The sequence below is a fragment of the Pseudomonas sp. JAI120 genome (assembly GCF_014207255.1).
GTDB lineage: Bacteria > Pseudomonadota > Gammaproteobacteria > Pseudomonadales > Pseudomonadaceae > Aquipseudomonas.
Genome location: NZ_JACHCZ010000002.1, coordinates 1,113,247 through 1,132,523, shown reverse-complemented (window position 1 = coordinate 1,132,523; position 19,277 = coordinate 1,113,247). Strand labels below are relative to the sequence as shown.

21 protein-coding genes and 1 tRNA gene are annotated in these 19,277 nt (G+C 61.1%); 6 read left to right on the top strand and 16 right to left on the bottom strand.

Going from position 1 to position 19,277, the window contains the following annotated elements:
- Positions 1 to 8: 8 nt before the first annotated feature.
- From pth to HDC32_RS17155, 7 genes are all read right to left on the bottom strand, one after another.
- On the bottom strand, positions 9 to 593 hold the full coding sequence (pth, locus tag HDC32_RS17185; protein ID WP_131698530.1) for an aminoacyl-tRNA hydrolase: 585 nt from the start codon (positions 591 to 593) through the stop codon (positions 9 to 11).
- A 167-nt stretch (positions 594 to 760) separates the two neighbouring features.
- Positions 761 to 1,360, bottom strand: a complete 600-nt coding sequence (locus tag HDC32_RS17180; protein WP_131698529.1) for a 50S ribosomal protein L25/general stress protein Ctc — start codon at positions 1,358 to 1,360, stop codon at positions 761 to 763.
- A 138-nt stretch (positions 1,361 to 1,498) separates the two neighbouring features.
- Positions 1,499 to 2,440: a ribose-phosphate pyrophosphokinase gene (locus tag HDC32_RS17175; protein ID WP_003171603.1), complete on the bottom strand. Its 942-nt coding sequence runs from the start codon at positions 2,438 to 2,440 to the stop codon at positions 1,499 to 1,501.
- Between the two features lie 46 nt (positions 2,441 to 2,486).
- Positions 2,487 to 2,561: transfer RNA gene (locus HDC32_RS17170), tRNA-Gln, on the bottom strand.
- 37 nt (positions 2,562 to 2,598) lie between these two features.
- The gene (gene ispE, locus HDC32_RS17165; protein WP_205885421.1) at positions 2,599 to 3,402 is read right to left on the bottom strand and encodes a 4-(cytidine 5'-diphospho)-2-C-methyl-D-erythritol kinase; all 804 of its coding nucleotides are present in this window, start codon (positions 3,400 to 3,402) and stop codon (positions 2,599 to 2,601) included.
- A gap of 49 nt (positions 3,403 to 3,451) precedes the next feature.
- On the bottom strand, positions 3,452 to 4,069 hold the full coding sequence (gene lolB, locus HDC32_RS17160; protein ID WP_131698528.1) for a lipoprotein insertase outer membrane protein LolB: 618 nt from the start codon (positions 4,067 to 4,069) through the stop codon (positions 3,452 to 3,454).
- A gap of 4 nt (positions 4,070 to 4,073) precedes the next feature.
- Positions 4,074 to 5,798, bottom strand: coding sequence for a tetratricopeptide repeat protein (locus HDC32_RS17155; protein ID WP_131698527.1), 1,725 nt, complete (start codon positions 5,796 to 5,798; stop codon positions 4,074 to 4,076).
- Between the two features lie 274 nt (positions 5,799 to 6,072).
- Between HDC32_RS17155 and hemA the strand changes: the two genes are divergently transcribed.
- The 6 genes from hemA to HDC32_RS17125 all read left to right on the top strand — a co-directional run bounded on the left by hemA (position 6,073) and on the right by HDC32_RS17125 (position 11,426).
- Complete coding sequence (hemA, locus tag HDC32_RS17150) at positions 6,073 to 7,359, top strand: glutamyl-tRNA reductase (protein ID WP_131698526.1); 1,287 nt, start codon at positions 6,073 to 6,075, stop codon at positions 7,357 to 7,359.
- Entirely contained in the window at positions 7,356 to 8,438 is a 1,083-nt protein-coding gene (gene prfA / locus HDC32_RS17145) for a peptide chain release factor 1 (RefSeq protein WP_184744873.1), read from the top strand. The genes hemA and prfA overlap by 4 nt, the downstream gene beginning before the upstream one ends.
- Positions 8,439 to 9,269 (top strand): peptide chain release factor N(5)-glutamine methyltransferase, encoded by an 831-nt coding sequence (prmC, locus tag HDC32_RS17140; RefSeq protein ID WP_184744872.1) that lies wholly within the window; start codon positions 8,439 to 8,441, stop codon positions 9,267 to 9,269. It begins immediately after the preceding gene.
- Entirely contained in the window at positions 9,263 to 10,018 is a 756-nt protein-coding gene (locus HDC32_RS17135) for a molybdopterin-synthase adenylyltransferase MoeB (RefSeq protein ID WP_131698524.1), read from the top strand. Before prmC ends, HDC32_RS17135 begins: the two co-directional genes overlap by 7 nt.
- The gene (murI, locus tag HDC32_RS17130; RefSeq protein WP_184744871.1) at positions 10,011 to 10,805 is read left to right on the top strand and encodes a glutamate racemase; all 795 of its coding nucleotides are present in this window, start codon (positions 10,011 to 10,013) and stop codon (positions 10,803 to 10,805) included. The genes HDC32_RS17135 and murI overlap by 8 nt, the downstream gene beginning before the upstream one ends.
- A 102-nt stretch (positions 10,806 to 10,907) precedes the next feature.
- Entirely contained in the window at positions 10,908 to 11,426 is a 519-nt protein-coding gene (locus HDC32_RS17125; protein ID WP_131698522.1) for an acyloxyacyl hydrolase, read from the top strand.
- Between the two features lie 136 nt (positions 11,427 to 11,562).
- Here HDC32_RS17125 and HDC32_RS17120 read toward each other — a convergent pair whose 3' ends face one another.
- Genes HDC32_RS17120 through HDC32_RS17080 form a run of 9 tightly spaced genes read right to left on the bottom strand, consistent with a single transcriptional unit; the run spans position 11,563 to position 19,269 of the window.
- Entirely contained in the window at positions 11,563 to 11,868 is a 306-nt protein-coding gene (locus tag HDC32_RS17120) for a YkgJ family cysteine cluster protein (protein WP_016977069.1), read from the bottom strand.
- Positions 11,869 to 11,922: 54 nt separating this feature from the next.
- The gene (locus HDC32_RS17115; RefSeq protein WP_131698521.1) at positions 11,923 to 12,402 is read right to left on the bottom strand and encodes a DUF2878 domain-containing protein; all 480 of its coding nucleotides are present in this window, start codon (positions 12,400 to 12,402) and stop codon (positions 11,923 to 11,925) included.
- Positions 12,395 to 13,666: a cyclopropane-fatty-acyl-phospholipid synthase family protein gene (locus HDC32_RS17110; protein ID WP_184744870.1), complete on the bottom strand. Its 1,272-nt coding sequence runs from the start codon at positions 13,664 to 13,666 to the stop codon at positions 12,395 to 12,397. The genes HDC32_RS17115 and HDC32_RS17110 overlap by 8 nt, the downstream gene beginning before the upstream one ends.
- Positions 13,653 to 14,462 (bottom strand): DUF1365 domain-containing protein, encoded by an 810-nt coding sequence (locus tag HDC32_RS17105; protein ID WP_131698519.1) that lies wholly within the window; start codon positions 14,460 to 14,462, stop codon positions 13,653 to 13,655. The genes HDC32_RS17110 and HDC32_RS17105 overlap by 14 nt, the downstream gene beginning before the upstream one ends.
- Positions 14,459 to 15,706 (bottom strand): FAD-dependent oxidoreductase, encoded by a 1,248-nt coding sequence (locus tag HDC32_RS17100; RefSeq protein WP_131698518.1) that lies wholly within the window; start codon positions 15,704 to 15,706, stop codon positions 14,459 to 14,461. Before HDC32_RS17100 ends, HDC32_RS17105 begins: the two co-directional genes overlap by 4 nt.
- Complete coding sequence (locus HDC32_RS17095) at positions 15,703 to 16,485, bottom strand: SDR family oxidoreductase (protein ID WP_145335433.1); 783 nt, start codon at positions 16,483 to 16,485, stop codon at positions 15,703 to 15,705. The genes HDC32_RS17100 and HDC32_RS17095 overlap by 4 nt, the downstream gene beginning before the upstream one ends.
- Positions 16,482 to 16,904, bottom strand: a complete 423-nt coding sequence (locus HDC32_RS17090) for a nuclear transport factor 2 family protein (RefSeq protein WP_184744869.1) — start codon at positions 16,902 to 16,904, stop codon at positions 16,482 to 16,484. Before HDC32_RS17090 ends, HDC32_RS17095 begins: the two co-directional genes overlap by 4 nt.
- Positions 16,897 to 18,339: a deoxyribodipyrimidine photo-lyase gene (gene phrB, locus HDC32_RS17085; protein WP_184744868.1), complete on the bottom strand. Its 1,443-nt coding sequence runs from the start codon at positions 18,337 to 18,339 to the stop codon at positions 16,897 to 16,899. Before phrB ends, HDC32_RS17090 begins: the two co-directional genes overlap by 8 nt.
- The gene (locus tag HDC32_RS17080) at positions 18,340 to 19,269 is read right to left on the bottom strand and encodes a MerR family transcriptional regulator (RefSeq protein WP_131698514.1); all 930 of its coding nucleotides are present in this window, start codon (positions 19,267 to 19,269) and stop codon (positions 18,340 to 18,342) included. It lies immediately after the preceding gene.
- Positions 19,270 to 19,277 lie beyond the last annotated feature (8 nt).

Genomic DNA, 19,277 nt, shown 5'->3' with positions numbered 1-19,277 from the left:
GAAAAAAGTCAGGCCTTCTGGCTGTGCAGGTTTTTCATCGCGCGGTTCCATTCACCGGCGAAGATATCCGGCAGCACGCCGAGGGCAAAGTCGATGCTGGCATCGAGTTTTTCCTGTTCGGCGCGTGGCGCACGACCCAGGACGAAATTTGAAACCATACTGGCGACGCCTGGGTGGCCTATGCCGAGCCGCAGGCGGTAAAAATTATTCTGATTGCCCAACTGCGCGATAATGTCGCGCAGGCCATTGTGCCCGCCATGCCCGCCGCCTTGCTTGAGCTTGGCAACACCGGGTGGCAGGTCCAGTTCGTCATGGGCCACCAGGATTTCCTCGGGTTTGATCCGGAAGAAGCCCGCAAGCGCCGCGACAGCCTGGCCGCTGCGGTTCATGTAGGTGGTGGGAATCAACAGACGAATATCCTGACCCAGGTGCGAGAAGCGCCCGGTCAGGCCAAAATATTTGCGATCGGCCACCAGGTTTACACCTTGGGCGTGGGCGATGCGCTCAACAAAAAGGGCCCCCGCGTTATGCCGGGTCTGTTCGTATTCGGCGCCTGGATTTCCCAGGCCAACGATCAGTTTAATGGCAGTCACGACAGGGGCCCTTCCTTTGGAGTTGTGGATAACATCGCCTGACCTGAGTGCGGCGAAAGTGGACGACAGGAGCTAACTTATCCAGAGATAAACTTCGCGTTATCGCCCGCTTTCTCGCTACGTTTCGGTCCGCGATGTTTCCTCAAGCTCCGGCAATACAGAGTGAATTACTCTGCAGCGCCTTCTTCAGCTTCTGGAGCAACGCGTGGAGCGTGTACGTTTGCAACAGCTTTGTCATCACCGTGAGCCAGTGCAACGAACTCAACGCCTTTAGGGGCCTTGAGGTCGGACAGGTGAATGATGTCGCCGATTTCCAGAGCCGACAGGTCGACTTCGATGAACTCAGGCAGGTCTTTCGGCAGGCAGGTCACTTCGATTTCAGCAACAACGTGCGAGACTTCGCCGCCTTTCTTGACCGGAGCTTCTTCACCCACGAAGTGCACAGGTACGATAGCGGTCAGTTTCTGACCCGCTACGACGCGTACGAAGTCAGCGTGCAGCACGTGGCCTTTAGCTGGGTGACGTTGCAGGGCCTTGATGATGACGTTCTGCTTTTTGCCACCAACGTTCAGCTCGATGATGTGGCTGTAGGCCGCATCGTTTTCGAGCAGTTTGGCAACTTCTTTAGCCAGCATGCTGATGGATTCAGGGGCTTTGTCGCCACCGTAAACTACAGCTGGAACCAGGCTTGCGAGACGACGCAGGCGGCGGCTCGCACCTTTCCCCAGGTCGGAACGCACTTCAGCATTCAGAGTAAAATCGTTCATGTTGTATCTCCAAAATAACCACATTCGCCTCAGCGTTTGCGACCAGCGCTAAAGGCGATATGGGCAAAAAAGCCCCGCCCCAACAGTATGCTGGGGCGGGGCGCTTTTCGTCAGTGAGGTGTTCCGAAGGTTTGACCCTTAGCGGAACATCGCGCTGATCGATTCTTCGTTGCTGATGCGGCGAACCGCTTCGGCAACTACCGGCGCGATATCCAGTTGACGGATACGCGCACAGGCTTGAGCAGCGGCGGACAACGGGATGGTGTTAGTCACCACCAGTTCGTCCAGCACGGAGTTCTCGATGTTCTCGATCGCTCGGCCCGACAGCACAGGGTGTGTGCAGTAGGCGAAGACTTTAGCTGCACCGTGCTCTTTCAAGGCTTTGGCCGCGTGGCACAGGGTGCCGGCGGTGTCGACCATGTCATCAACCAGAATACAGGTACGCCCTTCGACATCACCGATGATATGCATCACTTCAGAGTGATTGGCTTTCTCGCGGCGTTTGTCGATGATCCCGAGGTCCACGCCCAGGGATTTGGCAACAGCCCGTGCACGCACGACGCCACCAATGTCCGGGGACACAATCATCAGGTTTTCAAAGCGCTGGTCTTCGATGTCATCCACCAATACGGGGGAGCCGTAGATGTTATCTACCGGAATATCGAAGAACCCCTGGATTTGGTCAGCGTGCAGGTCAACCGTGAGCACACGGTCGATGCCTACCACGGTGAGCATGTCAGCAACGACTTTCGCGCTGATAGCCACACGTGCGGAACGCGGACGGCGATCCTGACGTGCATAACCAAAGTAAGGGATTACAGCTGTGATTCGAGTCGCTGAGGAGCGGCGGAAGGCATCAGCCATCACGACGAGTTCCATCAGGTTATCGTTGGTCGGAGCGCAGGTCGGCTGGATAATGAAGACGTCTTTACCGCGGACGTTTTCATTGATCTCGGCTGTAATTTCGCCGTCGGAGAATTTACCGACAGAGATGTCACCGAGAGGGATATGCAGCTGACGTACGACACGTCGAGCCAGATCGGGGTTGGCGTTCCCCGTAAAGACCATCATCTTGGACACGCGCAGTACCTAGAGGCTGAGGGTAACCTGGATGAGTATTAGAAAATGGCAGGGGCGGCTGGATTCGAACCAACGCATGGCAGGATCAAAACCTGCTGCCTTACCGCTTGGCGACGCCCCTGTATCTGTTGCAACGAGTACCCAGTACTCGATTCCTTTTAGAGCAGACTTTGCAGCTTGCGATGCAACATCGAAACGTTGCTTCCCTTTGCTACAAACCCTGTAAGGGTCTCTGTAAGAAGGGCCGAGACTTTATCAGCTTCAGCTTTGCTTGGGAAGCCCCCAAACACACAACTTCCAGTTCCGGTTAATTTTGCTTCGGTAAATTTACCTAACAAATTCAAAGCGTTACGTACCTCTGGATAACGCCTTGCTACAACCGGTAAGCAGTCATTTCGACTGTTTCCCTTGGGAACGGGGCGCACTTTAATGGGAGGAGAGTTACGTGTCAACAGCGGATCTGAAAAAATTTCTGCTGTACTTACAGATACTTGCGGGACAAGCACGACATACCACGGCTCTTCGGGGTATTCCGGGGTGAGTTTTTCCCCCACACCCTCAGCAAAAGCGGCGTGTCCACGCACGAAAACCGGGACGTCGGCGCCCAGCGTGAGGCCCAGCGCAGCCAGGCGATCATGGTCCCAGCCCAGTTGCCACAAGTGGTTCAGTCCCAGCAGTGTGGTCGCGGCATTCGAGCTGCCACCACCGATTCCGCCACCCATGGGCAAAATTTTATCGATCCAGATATCGATGCCCTGGGAACAGCCGGACTGCTCCTGGAGTTTTTTGGCGGCTCTCACGATCAGATTGCTGTCGTGGGGCACGCCTTCGAATTCAGTGTGCAACTGGATCACGCCATCGTCGCGCAGGGCGAAGGTGAGCTCATCGCCGTAGTCGAGAAATTGAAACAGCGTCTGCAACTCGTGATAGCCGTCTTCACGGCGACCGAGAATGTGCAGCATCAGATTGAGTTTGGCCGGCGAGGGCAGGGTCAGTCTTTCTACGGCCACGTTATTGCCCCAGCTTGCGCGGTTGCCAGTCCTTGATCACCAGCGTGACGTCCAGGTCGGTGCCATGCAGCTTGATACGCTCTGGCAACCAATAACCGCCCTGTTCCACGTAGCTGAGGTACTCGACCTGCCAGCCATCTTGTTCCAGGGTGGCCAGGCGGCTGTCACCGTTAAGGCTCAGGCGGCTCTTGCTGTCCGGCGCAGGCAGGCCGCGGACCCACCACACCAGATGCGAGACAGGCAGTTTCCAGCCAATCTGTTCTTCCAGCAGCGCTTCGGGCGATGTGGCCTCATAGCGACCCTGATTGGCGACTTCGAGGCTGACTTGTCCTGGGCGACCCGTAAGGCGAGCGGCGCCACGTCCCAAGGGGCCGGACAAGCGAATGTCGTAGTAGTCCTGGCGTTGCAGCCAGAACAGGGTGCCGCTGCCGGAGTCTTTCGGTGCGCGAACCCCGACTTTGCCTTCGATCTGCCAGCCGTCGATGCTGGCGAGCTGATCCTTGTGCTGCTTCCATTGCGCCGGGTTGCCCTGGCCCTCAACGGATTCGCGGGCACCGAAGCCCGCGCAACCGGCGAGCAGGGCAATGAAGCTGAAAACGATAACGTGGCGCAAGAACATAAGCTTAAAGGGTCTCGGATCCGGTCAGGCGCTTGATGGTGCCGCGCAGGATGGGGCTTTCGGGTTGTTCCTTGAGGAATTTTTCCCAGATTTGGCGGGCTTCGCGCTGCTTGCCATTGGCCCACAGCACCTCGCCCAGGTGTGCAGCGACTTCCTGATCGGGGAAGCGCTCCAGGGCCTGGCGCAGCAAGCGTTCGGCTTCGTCGAGGTTGCCCAGGCGATAGTTCACCCAGCCCAGGCTGTCGAGTACAGCCGGGTCTTCCGGGTTGAGCTTGTGCGCTTGTTCGATCAATACCTTGGCTTCGTCGTAACGCGTGGTGCGGTCGGACAAGGTGTAGCCCAGGGCATTGAGGGCCATGGCGTTGTCCGGGTCACGCTTGATGATCAGGCGCAGGTCTTTTTCCATCTGCGCCAGGTCATTGCGTTTTTCCGCCTGCATGGCGCGGGTGTACAGCAGGTTCAAATCGTCGGGGAATTGCAGCAAGGCTTGTTGCAGCACCTTCCAGGCGCGCTCGCCCTGATTATTGGCTGACAAGGTCTCCGCCTGGATCAGGTAAAGCTGGATCGCGTAGTCCGGTTCGGCATCCCGTGCAGCAGCCAGGCGTTTTTCTGCCTCATCGGTACGCCCGTTGCTCATCAGGATGTCGGCCTGGCGCAGTTGGGCCGGCAGGTAGTCGTTGCCTGGCCCGACTTGTGCGTATTCAAGCAGGGCGGCTTGGGGGGCGTTGCGCTCTTCAGCGATGCGGCCCAGGTTCAGGTGCGCCGAGTCGACATGACTTTCGCGCTCGATCAGCTCTTCCAGATAACCCTTGGCCTCGTCCCAGGCCTTGGCTTCCAGGCACACCAGCGCCAGGGAGTAACGCAGTTCATCGTCGTCCGGGTATTGCTGGAGCAGGTTGGCGAACTGCACTTTGGCGTCCTCCATTCGGTCCTGCTCCACCAGCGTGCGCGCGTAAGTCAGGCGCAGGCGCTTGTCGTCCGGATATTTCTTGATGCTTTTTTCCAGCAGTGGAATCGCTTCCTTGCCGCGGTTGAGGTTCTGCAGCAGGCGCGCGCGCAGCAGAATCGGCGCGATCTCGCCGTCTTCCGGCGGGTTCTGTTCCAGCAGCTTCAATGCGGCTTCGGCTTCATCATCCTGTTGCAGCAGCAGGGCCTTGCCGAACACCAGTTGACTGTTCTTCGGGTGTTTTTGCAGCAGGCGGTCGAAACTCTTCATCAGGCCGTTTCGGGTGTCCTGGTCGGTGTCGGCAGCCGACAGCGCGAGGAAGTCGAAATGGGTGTCGCCCTTGCCCTGCAGGACTTTCTCCATATAGACCATGGAGTCGTCATAGCGCCCGGCGCGGGCCAGTTGAATGGCCGCTGCCCGTTGTGCCTCCAGATCGTCCGGCGCGTTCTTTGCCCAGATCAGCGAGGTATCCAGTGCGGCCTGATCGGCCCCCAGGTACTCGGCAATACGGAACGCCCGCTCGGAAATCCCCGGATCCTGAGTGTTGATGGCCTGGGTCACATAATTATCCAGCGCAATATCGAAGCGATTGCGCTGGCCGGCCAGTTCCGCACTGAGCAGGCTGAACACCGTTTCTTCACTGAACGAGGAATAAACCTTGGGCTTTTCAGGGGCGGGGGTGCTGTCTTCCACCGGCGGTGTACCGTCCGGCGACACGGGTGCCATGGCCTGGCAGCCGCTGAGGAAGACAAAAGCAAGGAGCAACGCGGAGGATCTATTCATATAGGAAGAGGACGACTAACCTGCGGTCGGATCATCATGACACAAGCCTTCGGTCAAACATAACCGTGTAGGAGCGAGCTGGCTCGCGATAAGCCTGAGGACAACGCGTTTTATCAGGAGGCCGCGTCATGGTTCACGACCATCGCGAGCAGGCTTGCGCCTACAGATGGCCTTTTTATAGGCATAAGCTACTAGGACAATAGACGACGGTGGTTGTTCTGAATCTTTCGAAGTAGGACAATTGTCGGCTTCCCGACATCATCAGCGATATTGAATGGCCTTCCTCGCACTCGGTATTAACCACAAGACTGCTTCCGTAGACGTGCGCGAGCGCGTGGCGTTTACGCCAGAGCAGTTGGTTGAGGCCTTGCAGCAGCTCTGCCGTCTCACCGACAGCCGCGAAGCTGCGATCCTTTCGACCTGCAATCGCAGTGAGCTTTATATAGAGCAGGAACATCTTTCAGCGGATGTGGTACTGCGCTGGCTGGCCGATTATCACCATTTAAGCCTCGAAGATCTGCGCGCTAGCGCCTATGTGCACCAAGACGATGCGGCAGTTCGTCACATGATGCGTGTGGCATCCGGTCTCGATTCGCTGGTGTTGGGCGAGCCGCAGATCCTGGGCCAGATGAAGTCCGCCTACGCCGTGGCGCGCGAGGCCGGCACCGTCGGTCCGCTGCTGGGCCGTCTGTTCCAGGCCACTTTCAATTCCGCCAAGCAGGTGCGTACCGATACTGCCATCGGTGAAAACCCGGTGTCCGTGGCGTTTGCCGCCGTCAGCCTGGCCAAGCAGATCTTCAGCGACTTGCAGCGCAGCCAGGCGCTGTTGATCGGCGCCGGCGAGACCATCACCCTGGTTGCCCGCCACCTGCATGACCTGGGCGTGAAGCGCATCGTGGTCGCCAACCGTACCCTGGAGCGCGCCAGCATCCTCGCCGAGCAGTTCGGCGCCCACGCGGTGCTGCTGTCGGACATCCCGGCCGAACTGGTGCGCAGCGATATCGTCATCAGCTCCACCGCCAGCCAGCTACCGATCCTCGGCAAGGGCGCGGTAGAAAGCGCGCTGAAACTGCGCAAGCACAAGCCGATCTTCATGGTCGATATCGCCGTTCCGCGGGATATCGAGCCCGAAGTCGGCGAGTTGGACGACGTTTACCTCTACAGCGTCGACGATCTGCATGAAGTGGTGGCCGAAAACCTCAAGAGTCGCCAGGGCGCTGCCCAGGCTGCTGAGGAGATGGTCAGCATCGGCGCCGAAGAGTTCATGGTGCGCCTGCGTGAACTGGCAGCGGTGGACGTGCTCAAGGCGTATCGTCAGCAGGGCGAACGCCTGCGTGATGAAGAGTTGATCAAGGCCCAGCGCCTGCTCGCCAACGGCAGCAGCGCCGAGGAGGTGCTGATGCAGCTGGCCCGCGGCCTGACCAACAAGTTGCTGCATGCGCCCAGCGTACAATTAAAAAAACTGACTGCCGAAGGCCGCCTCGATGCGCTGGCCATGGCCCAGGAACTCTTTGCCCTCGGTGAGGGCGCGCCCAGCTCTTCGGATAAAAAATCGCAATGAAAGCGTCACTGCTCAATAAACTGGACGTCCTCCAGGACCGTTTCGAAGAACTGACCGCCTTGCTCGGCGATGGCGAGGTCATCTCCGATCAGACCAAATTCCGCGCCTATTCCAAGGAATACGCCGAAGTTGAGCCCATTGTGGCTACTTACAAAAACCTCACCAAAGTGCAGGCCGACCTCGAAGGTGCCCAGGCACTGCTCAAGGACAGCGACCCGGACATGCGTGAAATGGCCGTGGAAGAAGTCCGCGAAGCCAAGGAAAAGTTGGCCGAGCTGGAAGGCGACCTGCAACGCATGCTGCTGCCCAAGGACCCCAATGACGGGCGCAACGTGTTTCTCGAGATCCGTGCCGGCACCGGCGGTGATGAAGCGGCGATTTTCTCCGGCGACCTGTTCCGCATGTATTCGCGTTATGCCGAGCGTCGCGGCTGGCGGGTCGAGATCCTGTCCGAGAACGAGGGCGAGCACGGCGGCTATAAAGAAGTCATTGCGCGGGTCCAAGGCGACAACGTCTATGGCAAACTGAAGTTCGAGTCCGGTGCCCATCGCGTGCAGCGGGTTCCGGCGACGGAATCTCAGGGCCGTATCCACACCTCGGCCTGCACCGTGGCCGTGTTGCCTGAGCCGGACGAGCAGGAAGCTATCGAGATCAACCCAGCCGACCTGCGGGTCGACACCTACCGCTCGTCGGGCGCCGGTGGTCAGCACGTCAACAAGACGGACTCGGCGATCCGTATCACCCACTTGCCATCGGGCATCGTGGTGGAGTGCCAGGAAGAGCGCTCCCAGCATAAGAACCGTGCGCGGGCCATGTCCTGGCTATCGGCCAAGCTGAATGACCAGCAGACAAGCGCCGCCGCCAACGCGATTGCCAGCGAGCGCAAATTGCTGGTGGGCTCGGGCGACCGCTCCGAGCGCATCCGTACCTACAACTTTGCCCAGGGCCGGGTCACCGACCACCGGGTCAACCTCACCCTTTACTCGCTGGACGAGATTCTGGCTGGTGGCGTGGATGCGGTGATCGAGCCATTGCTCGCCGAATACCAGGCCGATCAGCTGGCGGCGATAGGTGAATAAATGACCATTATCGCCAGCCTGCTGCGCGCCGCCGACCTGCCCGACTCGCCCACGGCGCGCCTGGATGCCGAACTGCTGTTGGCGGCTGCCTTGGGCAAGTCCCGCAGCTACCTGCACACCTGGCCGGAAAAAATCGTCAGCAGCGAACACGCCCTGGTGTTTGCCGGCTACCTGCAACGCCGCCGCGCCGGCGAGCCGGTGGCCTATATCCTCGGCCAGCAAGGTTTCTGGAAGCTGGACCTGGAGGTCGCGCCCCACACGCTGATCCCGCGTCCGGACACCGAGCTGCTGGTGGAAGCGGCCCTGGAATTGTTACCGGCCACCCCCGTCAAGGTCCTCGACCTGGGCACCGGCAGCGGCGCCATCGCCCTGGCCCTGGCCAGCGAGCGCCCGGCCTGGCACGTCACGGCCGTCGACCGCGTGCTGGAAGCCGTGGCCCTGGCCGAGCGCAATCGCCAGCGCCTGCACCTTAATAACGCCACGGTGCTCAACAGCCATTGGTTCAGCGCCCTGGCAGGCCACACTTACGATCTGATCATCAGCAACCCGCCCTACATCGCCGACAATGATCCGCACCTGGTGGCCGGCGATGTGCGTTTTGAACCGGCCAGCGCCCTGGTGGCGGGCCATGATGGTTTGGACGATCTGCGGCTGATCACCGCCCAGGCCCCGGCCCACCTGAACGCCGCCGGCTGGCTGCTGCTGGAGCACGGTTACGACCAGGCCGCCGCGGTGCGCGACCTGTTGCTGAGCCAAGGCTTCGAGCAGGTGCACAGCCGCATCGACCTTGGCGGTCACGAACGCATCTCCCTGGGACGCTGGCCGTGCTGACCGATCAGGAGCTGTTGCGCTACAGCCGACAGATTCTGTTGCAGCATGTCGACATCGACGGCCAATTGCGCCTGAAAAACGCCCGTGCGTTGATCGTCGGCCTCGGTGGCCTGGGTGCCCCGGTGGCGATGTACCTGGCCGCCGCTGGCGTCGGCGAATTGCACCTGGCGGATTTCGACACCGTCGACCTCACCAACCTGCAACGCCAGATCATCCATGACACCGACAGCGTCGGGCAGGCCAAGGTCGACTCGGCCATCCATCGCCTGAGCGCCCTCAACCCCGAAATCAAATTGGTCGCCCATCGCATCGCGCTGGATGCCGATACCTTGGCGGCGGCCGTGGCGGCCGTGGACGTGGTACTCGATTGCAGCGACAACTTCTCCACCCGCGAGGCGGTCAATGCCGCCTGCGTGGCGGCGTGCAAGCCATTGATCAGCGGCGCGGCGATTCGTCTTGAAGGGCAGCTGTCAGTATTCGATCCACGTCGGGCCGACAGCCCGTGCTACCACTGCTTATACGGGCACGGCAGTGACACTGAACTCACCTGCAGCGAAGCGGGCGTGGTCGGCCCACTGGTGGGCCTGGTCGGCAGCCTGCAAGCCCTGGAGGCCTTGAAGTTGCTGGCTGGTTTCGGCGAGCCGCTGGTGGGGCGCTTGCTGCTGATTGACGCATTGAGCACTCGCTTTCGCGAATTGCGGGTCAAGCGTGATCCCGGTTGCAGTGTCTGCGGGACGCGACATGGGTAAGGACGCGCCGATCGGTGTGTTCGATTCCGGCGTCGGCGGCTTGTCGGTGCTGGATGAGATTCAGCAATTGCTGCCCCATGAGTCACTGTTGTACGTCGCCGATTGCGGACATATCCCCTACGGCGAGAAAACCCCCGCGTTCATTCTTGGGCGCTCCCGGTCGGTTGCCGAGTTTTTCCGCGAGCGGGGCGCCAAGGCTTTTGTGATCGCCTGCAACACCGCAACCGTCGCGGCTGTCGCGGATTTGCGCCAGGACTACCCCGATTGGCCCCTGGTGGGCATGGAGCCTGCGGTCAAACCCGCTGCGGCTGCCACTCGCAGTGGCGTGGTCGGGGTGCTCGCCACTACCGGTACCCTGCAAAGCGCCAAGTTCGCCGCGCTGCTCGATCGGTTTGCCACCGATGTGCGGGTGATCACCCAGCCGTGCCCGGGCCTGGTGGAGCTGATTGAAACCGGTGATCTGGATAGCCCGAGCCTGCGTCAGTTGTTGCAGGGCTATATCGACCCGCTGCTCAGCGCCGGCTGCGACACCATCATCCTCGGCTGCACCCACTATCCCTTCCTCAAGCCGCTTCTGGCGCAGATGCTGCCCGCCAGCATCATCCTCATCGACACCGGCGCTGCCGTCGCGCGGCAGCTCAAGCGTTTGCTGGGCGAACGCAATCTGCTGGCCCTCGGCGATCCTGAGCCGACACAGTTCTGGACCAGTGGCGATGTGTATCACCTAAGAAATATCCTACCGACACTATGGAAACATTCTGGAGTTGTGCGAAGCTTCGGGTCGTGAAAATTTCGTTAAATGTCGCTGAACTTCTGAGTGTACGTCAGCTTCTATAGCGAGATGGCCTGTAAAAAATCATACAACTTCGTTTTCAAAGGACTGTTTCTTATGAAGCGCTTGTTCTGTTTGGCCGCGATTGCGGCTGTAGTGGTGGGACACTCTGTTTCGACCCAGGCCGCAGGCCTGGAGTTTGGGGTTGGCAGCACCAGTGATTCGACGTTGACCTATCGGCTGGGCCTGACCTCGGATTGGGACAAAAGCTGGATGCAGAGTGACGTCGGTCGCCTGACCGGCTATTGGAGCGGCGCCTATACCTATTGGGAAGGTGATGACCGTGCAGGCGCCAGCAGCCTGTCGTTCTCGCCGGTATTCGTGTATGAGTTTGCCGGCCAGTCGGTCAAGCCCTACATCGAAGCCGGGATCGGTGTAGCGGTGTTTTCCCGTACCAAGCTGGAAGACAACAACATCGGCCAGGCTTTTCAGTTCGAAGACCGCTTGGGTTTCGGCCTGCGCTTCACCGGTGGGCATGAAGTGGGCATTCGCGCCACGCACTACTCCAATGCCGGGATCAGCAGCAATAACGATGGTGTAGAAAGTTACTCGCTGCACTACACCATGCCGCTGTAATTCCCAGGAACGCTGCAAAACAGTGTGGGAGGGGGCTTGAACCCGATGGCGATGGATCAGTTGGCAAATTCCGCGACTGACACTCCGCTATCGGGGGCAAGCCCCCTCCCACATTAAGGTCTTCACTGGCCTGAGATCAGCGGTAGGCCGTGGCGATTCCTTCGCGCTCGGTCAGGCACTCCGGTGCGCCCATCTCGAACTCGCGGCAAATCAGCGGCCGACGCTCGTAGATCGTGCACATCATCGTGTCGCGATCCAGTGCCGCGCACCAGCCGTCGTCCAGGCGCAGCATCACTTCACCGCCCCAATCGTCAGTGTCGATATAGCGCTCCGGCACGCCGGTGTCGGTGATCAGCATCACTTCCAGCTGGCAGCAGCAGGCCGCGCAGGTCGAGCAGGTGACGGCGGGTTCGGTGATTTGAGTGTGCGGGATGTTGGTCATAGGCGCGCAGTGTAAGGCAAGCGGGTGACGCAGGTGTGAAAGGTCTGACAGGCGTCAGCGCGCCAGCCGATGCAGTCCGACGAACACCACTGCCCAAAGCAGCGCGAGCCCCGCCATGGTGGGTAGCACTGCGTAGCCAAAATGCACGCCCGCCAACTGGCTCCCGGCGTAATACGACAGCGGCCCCCCGATCGCCCCCAATGCTGCCGCACGCCACCAGGGCCGTGCACTCCAGGCCAGGCAATGGCGCAGGGTGGTGGCCAGCACTGCCCACAGCAGGATGAGCCACAACGGAATCAGTGGTCCCGGCTCGCTAAATTGAAAGACGCCCAGGCTGCGCAGCATCGTATCCAGTACCGTGCCGAGCAGCGTCACGCGGATAATCAGCGCGCCGTCCTGGGCCCACGAACTTATCCACAGCAGGTGGATTGCCAGCACCGCCAGCCCCACCAGCAACCAAGGGCTATCGCCACCGAGTACACAGGCAAACCACCCGCACTGGAACAGCACGGCATTGGCCAGTGGTTTAAGCACTGAAGCGCCCGAGTAACGGTGGGTTGATGGCCGACGGTTTGGCCAACAGCAATTGCGCGGTGCCAATGCTGCGCTCCATAAAGCCGCCCTCGCAGTAGCACAGGTAAAACTCCCACAACCGCAGGAAATATTCGTCGTAGCCCAACTCCGTCAGACGGCCGTGGGCGTGGCGAAAGTTCTCGTGCCACAGGCGCAGGGTTCGTGCGTAGTGCAGGCCGAAATCCTCCATGTGCAACAGGTTCATGTCGGTGTCGCGGCTGACGATGTGCAGCATGTTCTGCACACTGGGCAGGGCGCCGCCGGGGAAGATATAGCGCTGGATAAAGTCGACGCTGTTCTTCGCCTGCTCAAAGCGCTGCTCGCGGATGGTGATGGCTTGCAGCAACATCAGGCCATCGCGCTTGAGCAGGTGCGCGCACTGTTTGAAGTAGGTCGGCAGGAAGCGATGGCCCACCGCTTCGATCATCTCGATGGACACCAGCTTGTCGTACTCGCCGGTCAGGTCGCGGTAGTCCTGCAGCAGCAACGTGACCTGGTCTTGCAGGCCCACGGCCGCGATGCGTTTTTCGGTGTAGGCGAACTGCTCTTTGGACAAGGTCGTGGTGGTGACCTTGCAGCCATAATGCTGCGCCGCATACAGCGCCATGCTGCCCCAGCCGGTGCCGATTTCCAGCAGATGATCGGTGGGTTTGAGTGCGAGCTTCTGGCAGATGCGTTCCAGTTTGTTCAGTTGCGCTTGCTCCAGGGTGTCGTCGGGCGTCAGGAACTGCGCGGCCGAATACATCATGGTCGGGTCGAGGAATTCTTCGAACAGGTCGTTGCCGAGGTCGTAGTGGGCGGCGATGTTTTTCTGCGAGCCCTTGCGCGTGTTGCGGTTGAGCCAGTGCAGGCCTTGGGTGAACGGCCGCGCCAGTCTCGCCAGGCCACCCTCCATCGCGTCGAGCACATCCAGGTTACTCACCATCACCCGCACCACTGCGGTCAGGTCCGGGCTGCTCCAATACCCATGGATAAACGCTTCGCCGGCGCCGATGGAACCGTTGGCCGCCACCAGCCCCCATACCGCCGAATCGAGGATCTGGATTTCCCCCAGCAGGTGCGCTTCCCGTGCGCCGAATACCTGGCGCTCGCCGTCCTCGATCACCACCAACTGGCCATGGCGCAGTTGGCTGAGTTGGCGCAGCACGCCCTTGCGCAGCAGCGCACTGGTCATGCCGTTGACGTTCAGGCGGTTGGTCTTGACCGATAAACTAGGGGATTTCATGGCGTCGATCCTTGGTGTACCCGACAGCTGTGCGAGAGGCGCCGTCGGCGGCCTGATGGGAAAAAATCGGTGTGCGCTTGAGCAACAGACGCAGGGCCTGCCAATAAATGGCCAGGCAGGTCTTGGCGGTCATCCACGGAAAGCGCCACAGGTAACGGTGCAGGCTGGCGCGGTTCAGCGTTTCTTTGTGCAGGCTCAAGGTGGCATCGAAGACTTTCACCTCGCCCTGCCAATCGGCCATGTGCACGCCGAGCTTGGCGGCGGGCGGGCTGAAGCTCATGCGGTATTCCAGGTCGCGCGGCAAAAACGGCGACACGTGAAACGCCTTGGCCACGGCGAAGTGCTGGTGCTCCTCCGCACCAAGGGCCTGGGCCGGCAGCACGTAGTGATAGCGCTCGCGCCATGGGGTGTTGGTCACTTCGCACAGGATCGCGGCCAGTTGCCCATCGGCCTCGAAGCAGTAGAAGAAACTCACCGGATTAAAAGCCAGGCCCCAACTGCGGGCCTGGGTCAGCAGGCAGATAACGCCCTGGGGTGTATGCCCCAGAGCCTTGCCGACTTCCTGGCGCACGGCATCGGTCAAGCTCATGCCGTGGCGCGTGAATTCATGCAGGTAGTCCTGCTGGCGAAAACCGAAGGGCGCCAGGCGACTTGCGCCGGCCAGGGGCGATAGCCCGAGCACTTCGTCCTGTTCGCTTAAGTCCAGGTACAGCAGACCGATGCGGTAGCGAAAGGCGTGGGCCTTGGGGGCAAACCGCCGATGGGCGATCCAGCCACTGTACAGGGCGCTGTTCACAGGCTTTCCCCAAAGGCTTCGGCCACGCGCAAGGCGCTGACCACGCCGTCTTCATGGAAACCATTGGCCCAATAGGCGCCGCAATACCACGTATGTCGCGTGCCGTTCAGTTCCTCCCAACGCGCTTGCGCGGCCACGGCGGCCAGGCTGTATTGCGGGTGGGCGTAGGTGTAGCGTGCGAGGATCTTCAGCGGGTTGATCAGCGACGTCTGGTTGAGGCTGACGCAAAAGGTGGTGGCGCTGTCGATACCTTGCAGGATGTTCATGTCATAGGTGACAGCGGCCTGGGTCTGCGCGTCGCCGCTCAGCCTGTAGTTCCAACTGGCCCAGGCCAGTTTGCGGTCGGGCAGCAGGCGCGTGTCGGTGTGCAGCACCACGTCGTTGTCGGCATAGGGCAGGGCGCCGAGGATCTCCTGCTCGGCCTGGCTCGGCTCGTTGAGCAAGGCGAGTGCCTGGTCGCTGTGGCAGGCGAACACCACCTTGTCGAAAGCTTCGGTGCCGGCGGCGCTGTGGATAATCACCCCCTCAGCGTCACGCTCGACCAGGTGCACGGGGCAGTTGAGGCGGATGTGCTCACGAAAGCTGCGGGTCAGCGGTTCGATATAACGACTGGAACCGCCCTCGATCACGCACCACTGCGGCCGGTTGTTCACCGAGAGCAAGCCGTGGTTCTTGAAGAAGCGCACAAAGAACTGCAGCGGAAAGTTCAGCATGTCCGCCAGGGACATCGACCAGATCGCTGCGCCCATCGGGACGATGTAATGCCGGATAAATCGCGGCCCGTAACCGCCGGCTTCGAGGTAGTCGCCCAGGGTCATCTCGGCGCTGATGCGCTGCTCTTGCAGGTCTCGCGGTGCCTGGCGATTGAAGCGCAGGATGTCGCGCAGCATGCCCCAGAAGCCCGGCGAGAGGATATTGCGGCGCTGGGCAAACAGGCTGTTGAGGTTGTTGCCGTTGTACTCGAAGCCGTTGCTCTGGTCGCACACCGAAAAGCTCATTTCGGTGGGCTTGAAGGTGACGCCGATCTGCCCCAGCAGGCGAATGAAGTTGGGGTAGGTCCAGTCGTTGAACACGATGAAGCCCGTGTCCACCGCATAGGGTTCGCCCTCGACGGTGACGTTGACCGTGTGGGTATGCCCACCGATACGCTCGCCCGCCTCGAACAGCGTGATGTCGTGACGGCGGCTGAGCAGGTAGGCGCTGGTCAGTCCGGCGATGCCGCTGCCGATAATGGCGATCTTCACAGGTCGTCCTTCTTCGGGGGCGGGCTGCGCAACATGCGTTTGCCGATGATCAATTGCGCGCGGTTCGGCAGTTTCGACAGCGGCCACAGCGTGGCGATAAACAGCGCAGGGAAGGCGATCTCCAGCGGGCGCTTCTCCAGCTTGGCGAAAATATGCCGCGCGGCCTTGTCGGCGGACCAGCTCAGGGGCATCGGGAAGTCATTGCGTTCGGTGAGCGGGGTGTCGACAAAGCCCGGACTGATCACCGTGACGTCGATGTTCTCGGGCGACAGGCTGATGCGCAGGGATTCGAACAGGTAGCGCAGCCCAGCCTTGGATGCGCCATACGCTTCGGCCCGTGGCATCGGCAGGTAGGTCACGGCGCTGGCGACGCCCACCAGGTGTGGTGTGCGCCCGGCGCGCAACAACGGCAGCGCCGCTTCAATGCAGTAACTGCTGGCCAGCAGGTTGGTGCGCACCACGTGTTCGATAATCGAGGAATCGAATTGCCTGGCGTCGACATATTCACAGGTGCCGGCGTTGAGGATTACGGTGTCGACCGAACCCCAGGCCGCGCCGATGTATTCACCGATCTCGCGCACGGTCTGGCTATTGGTCAGGTCGCCGGCCACCACCAGCACCTGGCCGGGGTACCGTTGGGCGAGTGCTTCCAGCGGGCCTTTGGTGCGCGAACTGACGGCCACGTGGGCGCCGCTGTTGAGCAGCTCCACCGCCAGGGAAGCGCCGATGCCACTGCTGGCACCGGTCAGCCAATAACGACGGGGCGGCAGTGCGTTCATCCCACTCTCCTTTTCAACCAACTGACGACCCCACCCAGCACGGGAAGGTGTTCGTACAACAGGGCGCCGGCATCGAAGTAATCGCGGTGGCGGTACACCTTGTCACGCCACATCAAATGCGAGCAGCCCTCCACGCGGATGACCTTGCCCTTGCCCAGGCGCGGGTGGCAGAAACTCATGTTCCAGCGCAGGTAACCTTCGCCTTCGGTCACCTGGTCGAAACCGTGGAAGTCGAAGCGCAGCTGGCTGACGTTGCTGTACAGCTCGGCGAAATACGTGTGCAGCGCAGTCAGACCGTGGATTTCATGCAGCGGGTCAGTGAACGCGATGTCCTTGCTGTAGAGGCCGTCGAGCAACTGCAGGTTGTGCTTGTCCAGCGAGGCGAAGGCCTGGGCGAAGCGGGGCAGGAAGTCACTCATGTTCGGCGACCTCCTGGCGTGAAGGCAGGTTGCGAAAGGCCGCCAGGGCGCGTTCGCGGGATTTTTTCAGGTCGACAATCGAGCGCGGATAATCTGTCACGCCAAACAAACCGCCGGCGGTTTCCGGGTTGTGTACTTCCTTCTTGTTCAGCGTGGCCAGCTCCGGCAGCCAGTGCTTGATAAACACACCTTCGCTGTCGAATTTTTCCGACTGGCTCAGCGGGCTGAAAATCCGGAAGTACGGCGCCGAGTCGGTGCCGGTGGATGAGCTCCATTGCCAGCCGCCGTTATTGGCCGCCAGGTCGCCGTCGATCAGGTGCCGCATGAAGAAACGCTCGCCTTCGCGCCAGTCGATCAACAGGTTCTTGGTCAGGAACATCGCCACCACCATGCGCAGGCGGTTGTGCATCCAGCCGGTTTCCAGCAATTGGCGCATCGCGGCATCGATGATCGGCAGGCCGGTGCGGGCTTGCTGCCAGGCGGCGAGGTCCTTGGGTGCATCGCGCCAGGCCAGGGCTTCGGTCTCGGGGCGGAAAGCGCGGTGACGGGAGACCCGTGGGTAGCCGACCAGAATATGTTTGTAGAACTCACGCCACAGCAGTTCATTGATCCAGGTGATGGCGCCGATGTCGCCGCTTTCGAACTCGCCCTGATTGGTTTGCAGTGCGGCGTGCAGGCATTGGCGCGGCGAAACCACGCCGGCGGCCAGGTAGGCGGAGAGCTGGCTGGTGCCGGGCTTGGCCGGAAAGTCGCGTTCGTCTTTGTAGTAGCTGATCTGCTGGTCGGCGAATGCGTCGAGGCGGCGGCGGGCTTCGTCTTCGCCGGCGGGCCAGAGGGCGCGCAGGGTCTCGCTGGGTGGCTCAAAGCCTTCGACCTGTTCGGGAATCGGATCGCTCTTGAGGGGGATCGGGCTTTGGGCCTGTGGCGTCGCGACCAAGTGCGGCAGGGCGCTGTGCAGGCGAGCGTAGCAGACCTTGCGGAACTGGCTGAACACCTGGAAGTAGGTGCCGGTCTTGGTCAGCACGCTGCCCGGTTGGAAAAACAGTTGGTCCAGGTAGCTGTGGAACGTCACGCCGCCGGCTTCCAGCGCCTCAGCGACAGCAGCATCGCGACGGCTTTCATGAATGCCGTATTCCTCGTTGACGTGCACCGACTCCACGGCCAGTTCCCGGCACAGTTGACTCAATACGGCGGGGGCCTGGTCCCAGGTGGCGGCGTGGCGGATCAGCAAGGGAATGTTCAGTGCGCCCAGGGCCTGGCTCAAGTGCTGCAGGTTGCGCAGCCAGAAATCCACTTTGCACGGCGCATCGTCATGGGTCAGCCATTGCTCAGGCGTGATCAGGTACACGGCCGCCACCGGGCCTCGCTGGCAGGCCGCAGCCAGGGCGGTGTTGTCGTGAAGGCGCAAGTCGGTGCGCAGCCAGATCAAGTGCATTTAAATAAGTCCACGCTGGATCAGGAGCTGGTGGGCCGACAGCGGGTCTTCGGCCACGAACAATTCAGGAGTGTCTTGGGTTAATACGGCCAGCTCGGCCTGGTGGATGCAGACCGTGGGTCCGACGAGCAGTTTTGCGCAACTGACTCCGCCCAGCAGCTTGGTCAGTGCGGGCAATTGCAGGGCCTTGCTCGAATACAGGAGCACGGCACGCGGTTGCAGGTGTTCCGCCGCCAGGGCCAATTCGCCGGTGGGCAATGGCCAGTCGAAGACTTCCACCGGGCAATCGGCGCTGCTGGCCAGCCAGGCGCTGAGCCACAGGTGCGGCTCCAGGGGCAGGTCGGAGTGGTTGACCAGCAACAGTGGCGCGCCGTGCAACTGGCGATTGTTGTGGTAGATACGTGCACCGAATTTGCTGCGCAGCCAGGACAGGAAAAACACCCGTTCCATCTGTGCGCCAAACTGGCCTTGCCAGCGTTGCTCCAACTCCTGCAGCAGCGGCAGCAGCAGTTGCTCACACAGGGTGCGCGGCGGGTACAGCGCCATGGCCTGGTTGAACACATCGTCCACCCGGCGTTCGGCCAGCTCGCTGACGGCCTGCACCAGGTTCTGGCGCAAGGCTTGCCACTCGTTCTTTACGGCATCGGGAAGGGCTTGAGCGGAATCGATCAGGCCTTTGACCTGGCTGACCGGTACGCCGCGATTGAGCCAGGTGAGGATGGTGTGGATGCGTTGTACATGCTCGGCATTGAACAGCCGATGGCCCTTGGGCGTGCGCTGGGGCACGATCAGGCCATAACGGCGTTCCCAGGCGCGCAGAGTCACGGCGTTGACGCCGGTCTGGCGCGCCACTTCGCGGATCGGCAGCCAACCGTCTTCGAGGGCTTGGGCGATGTCTGCGCCGGGTTCGTCTTGCAAGATAGCGGTCATGACGCTTT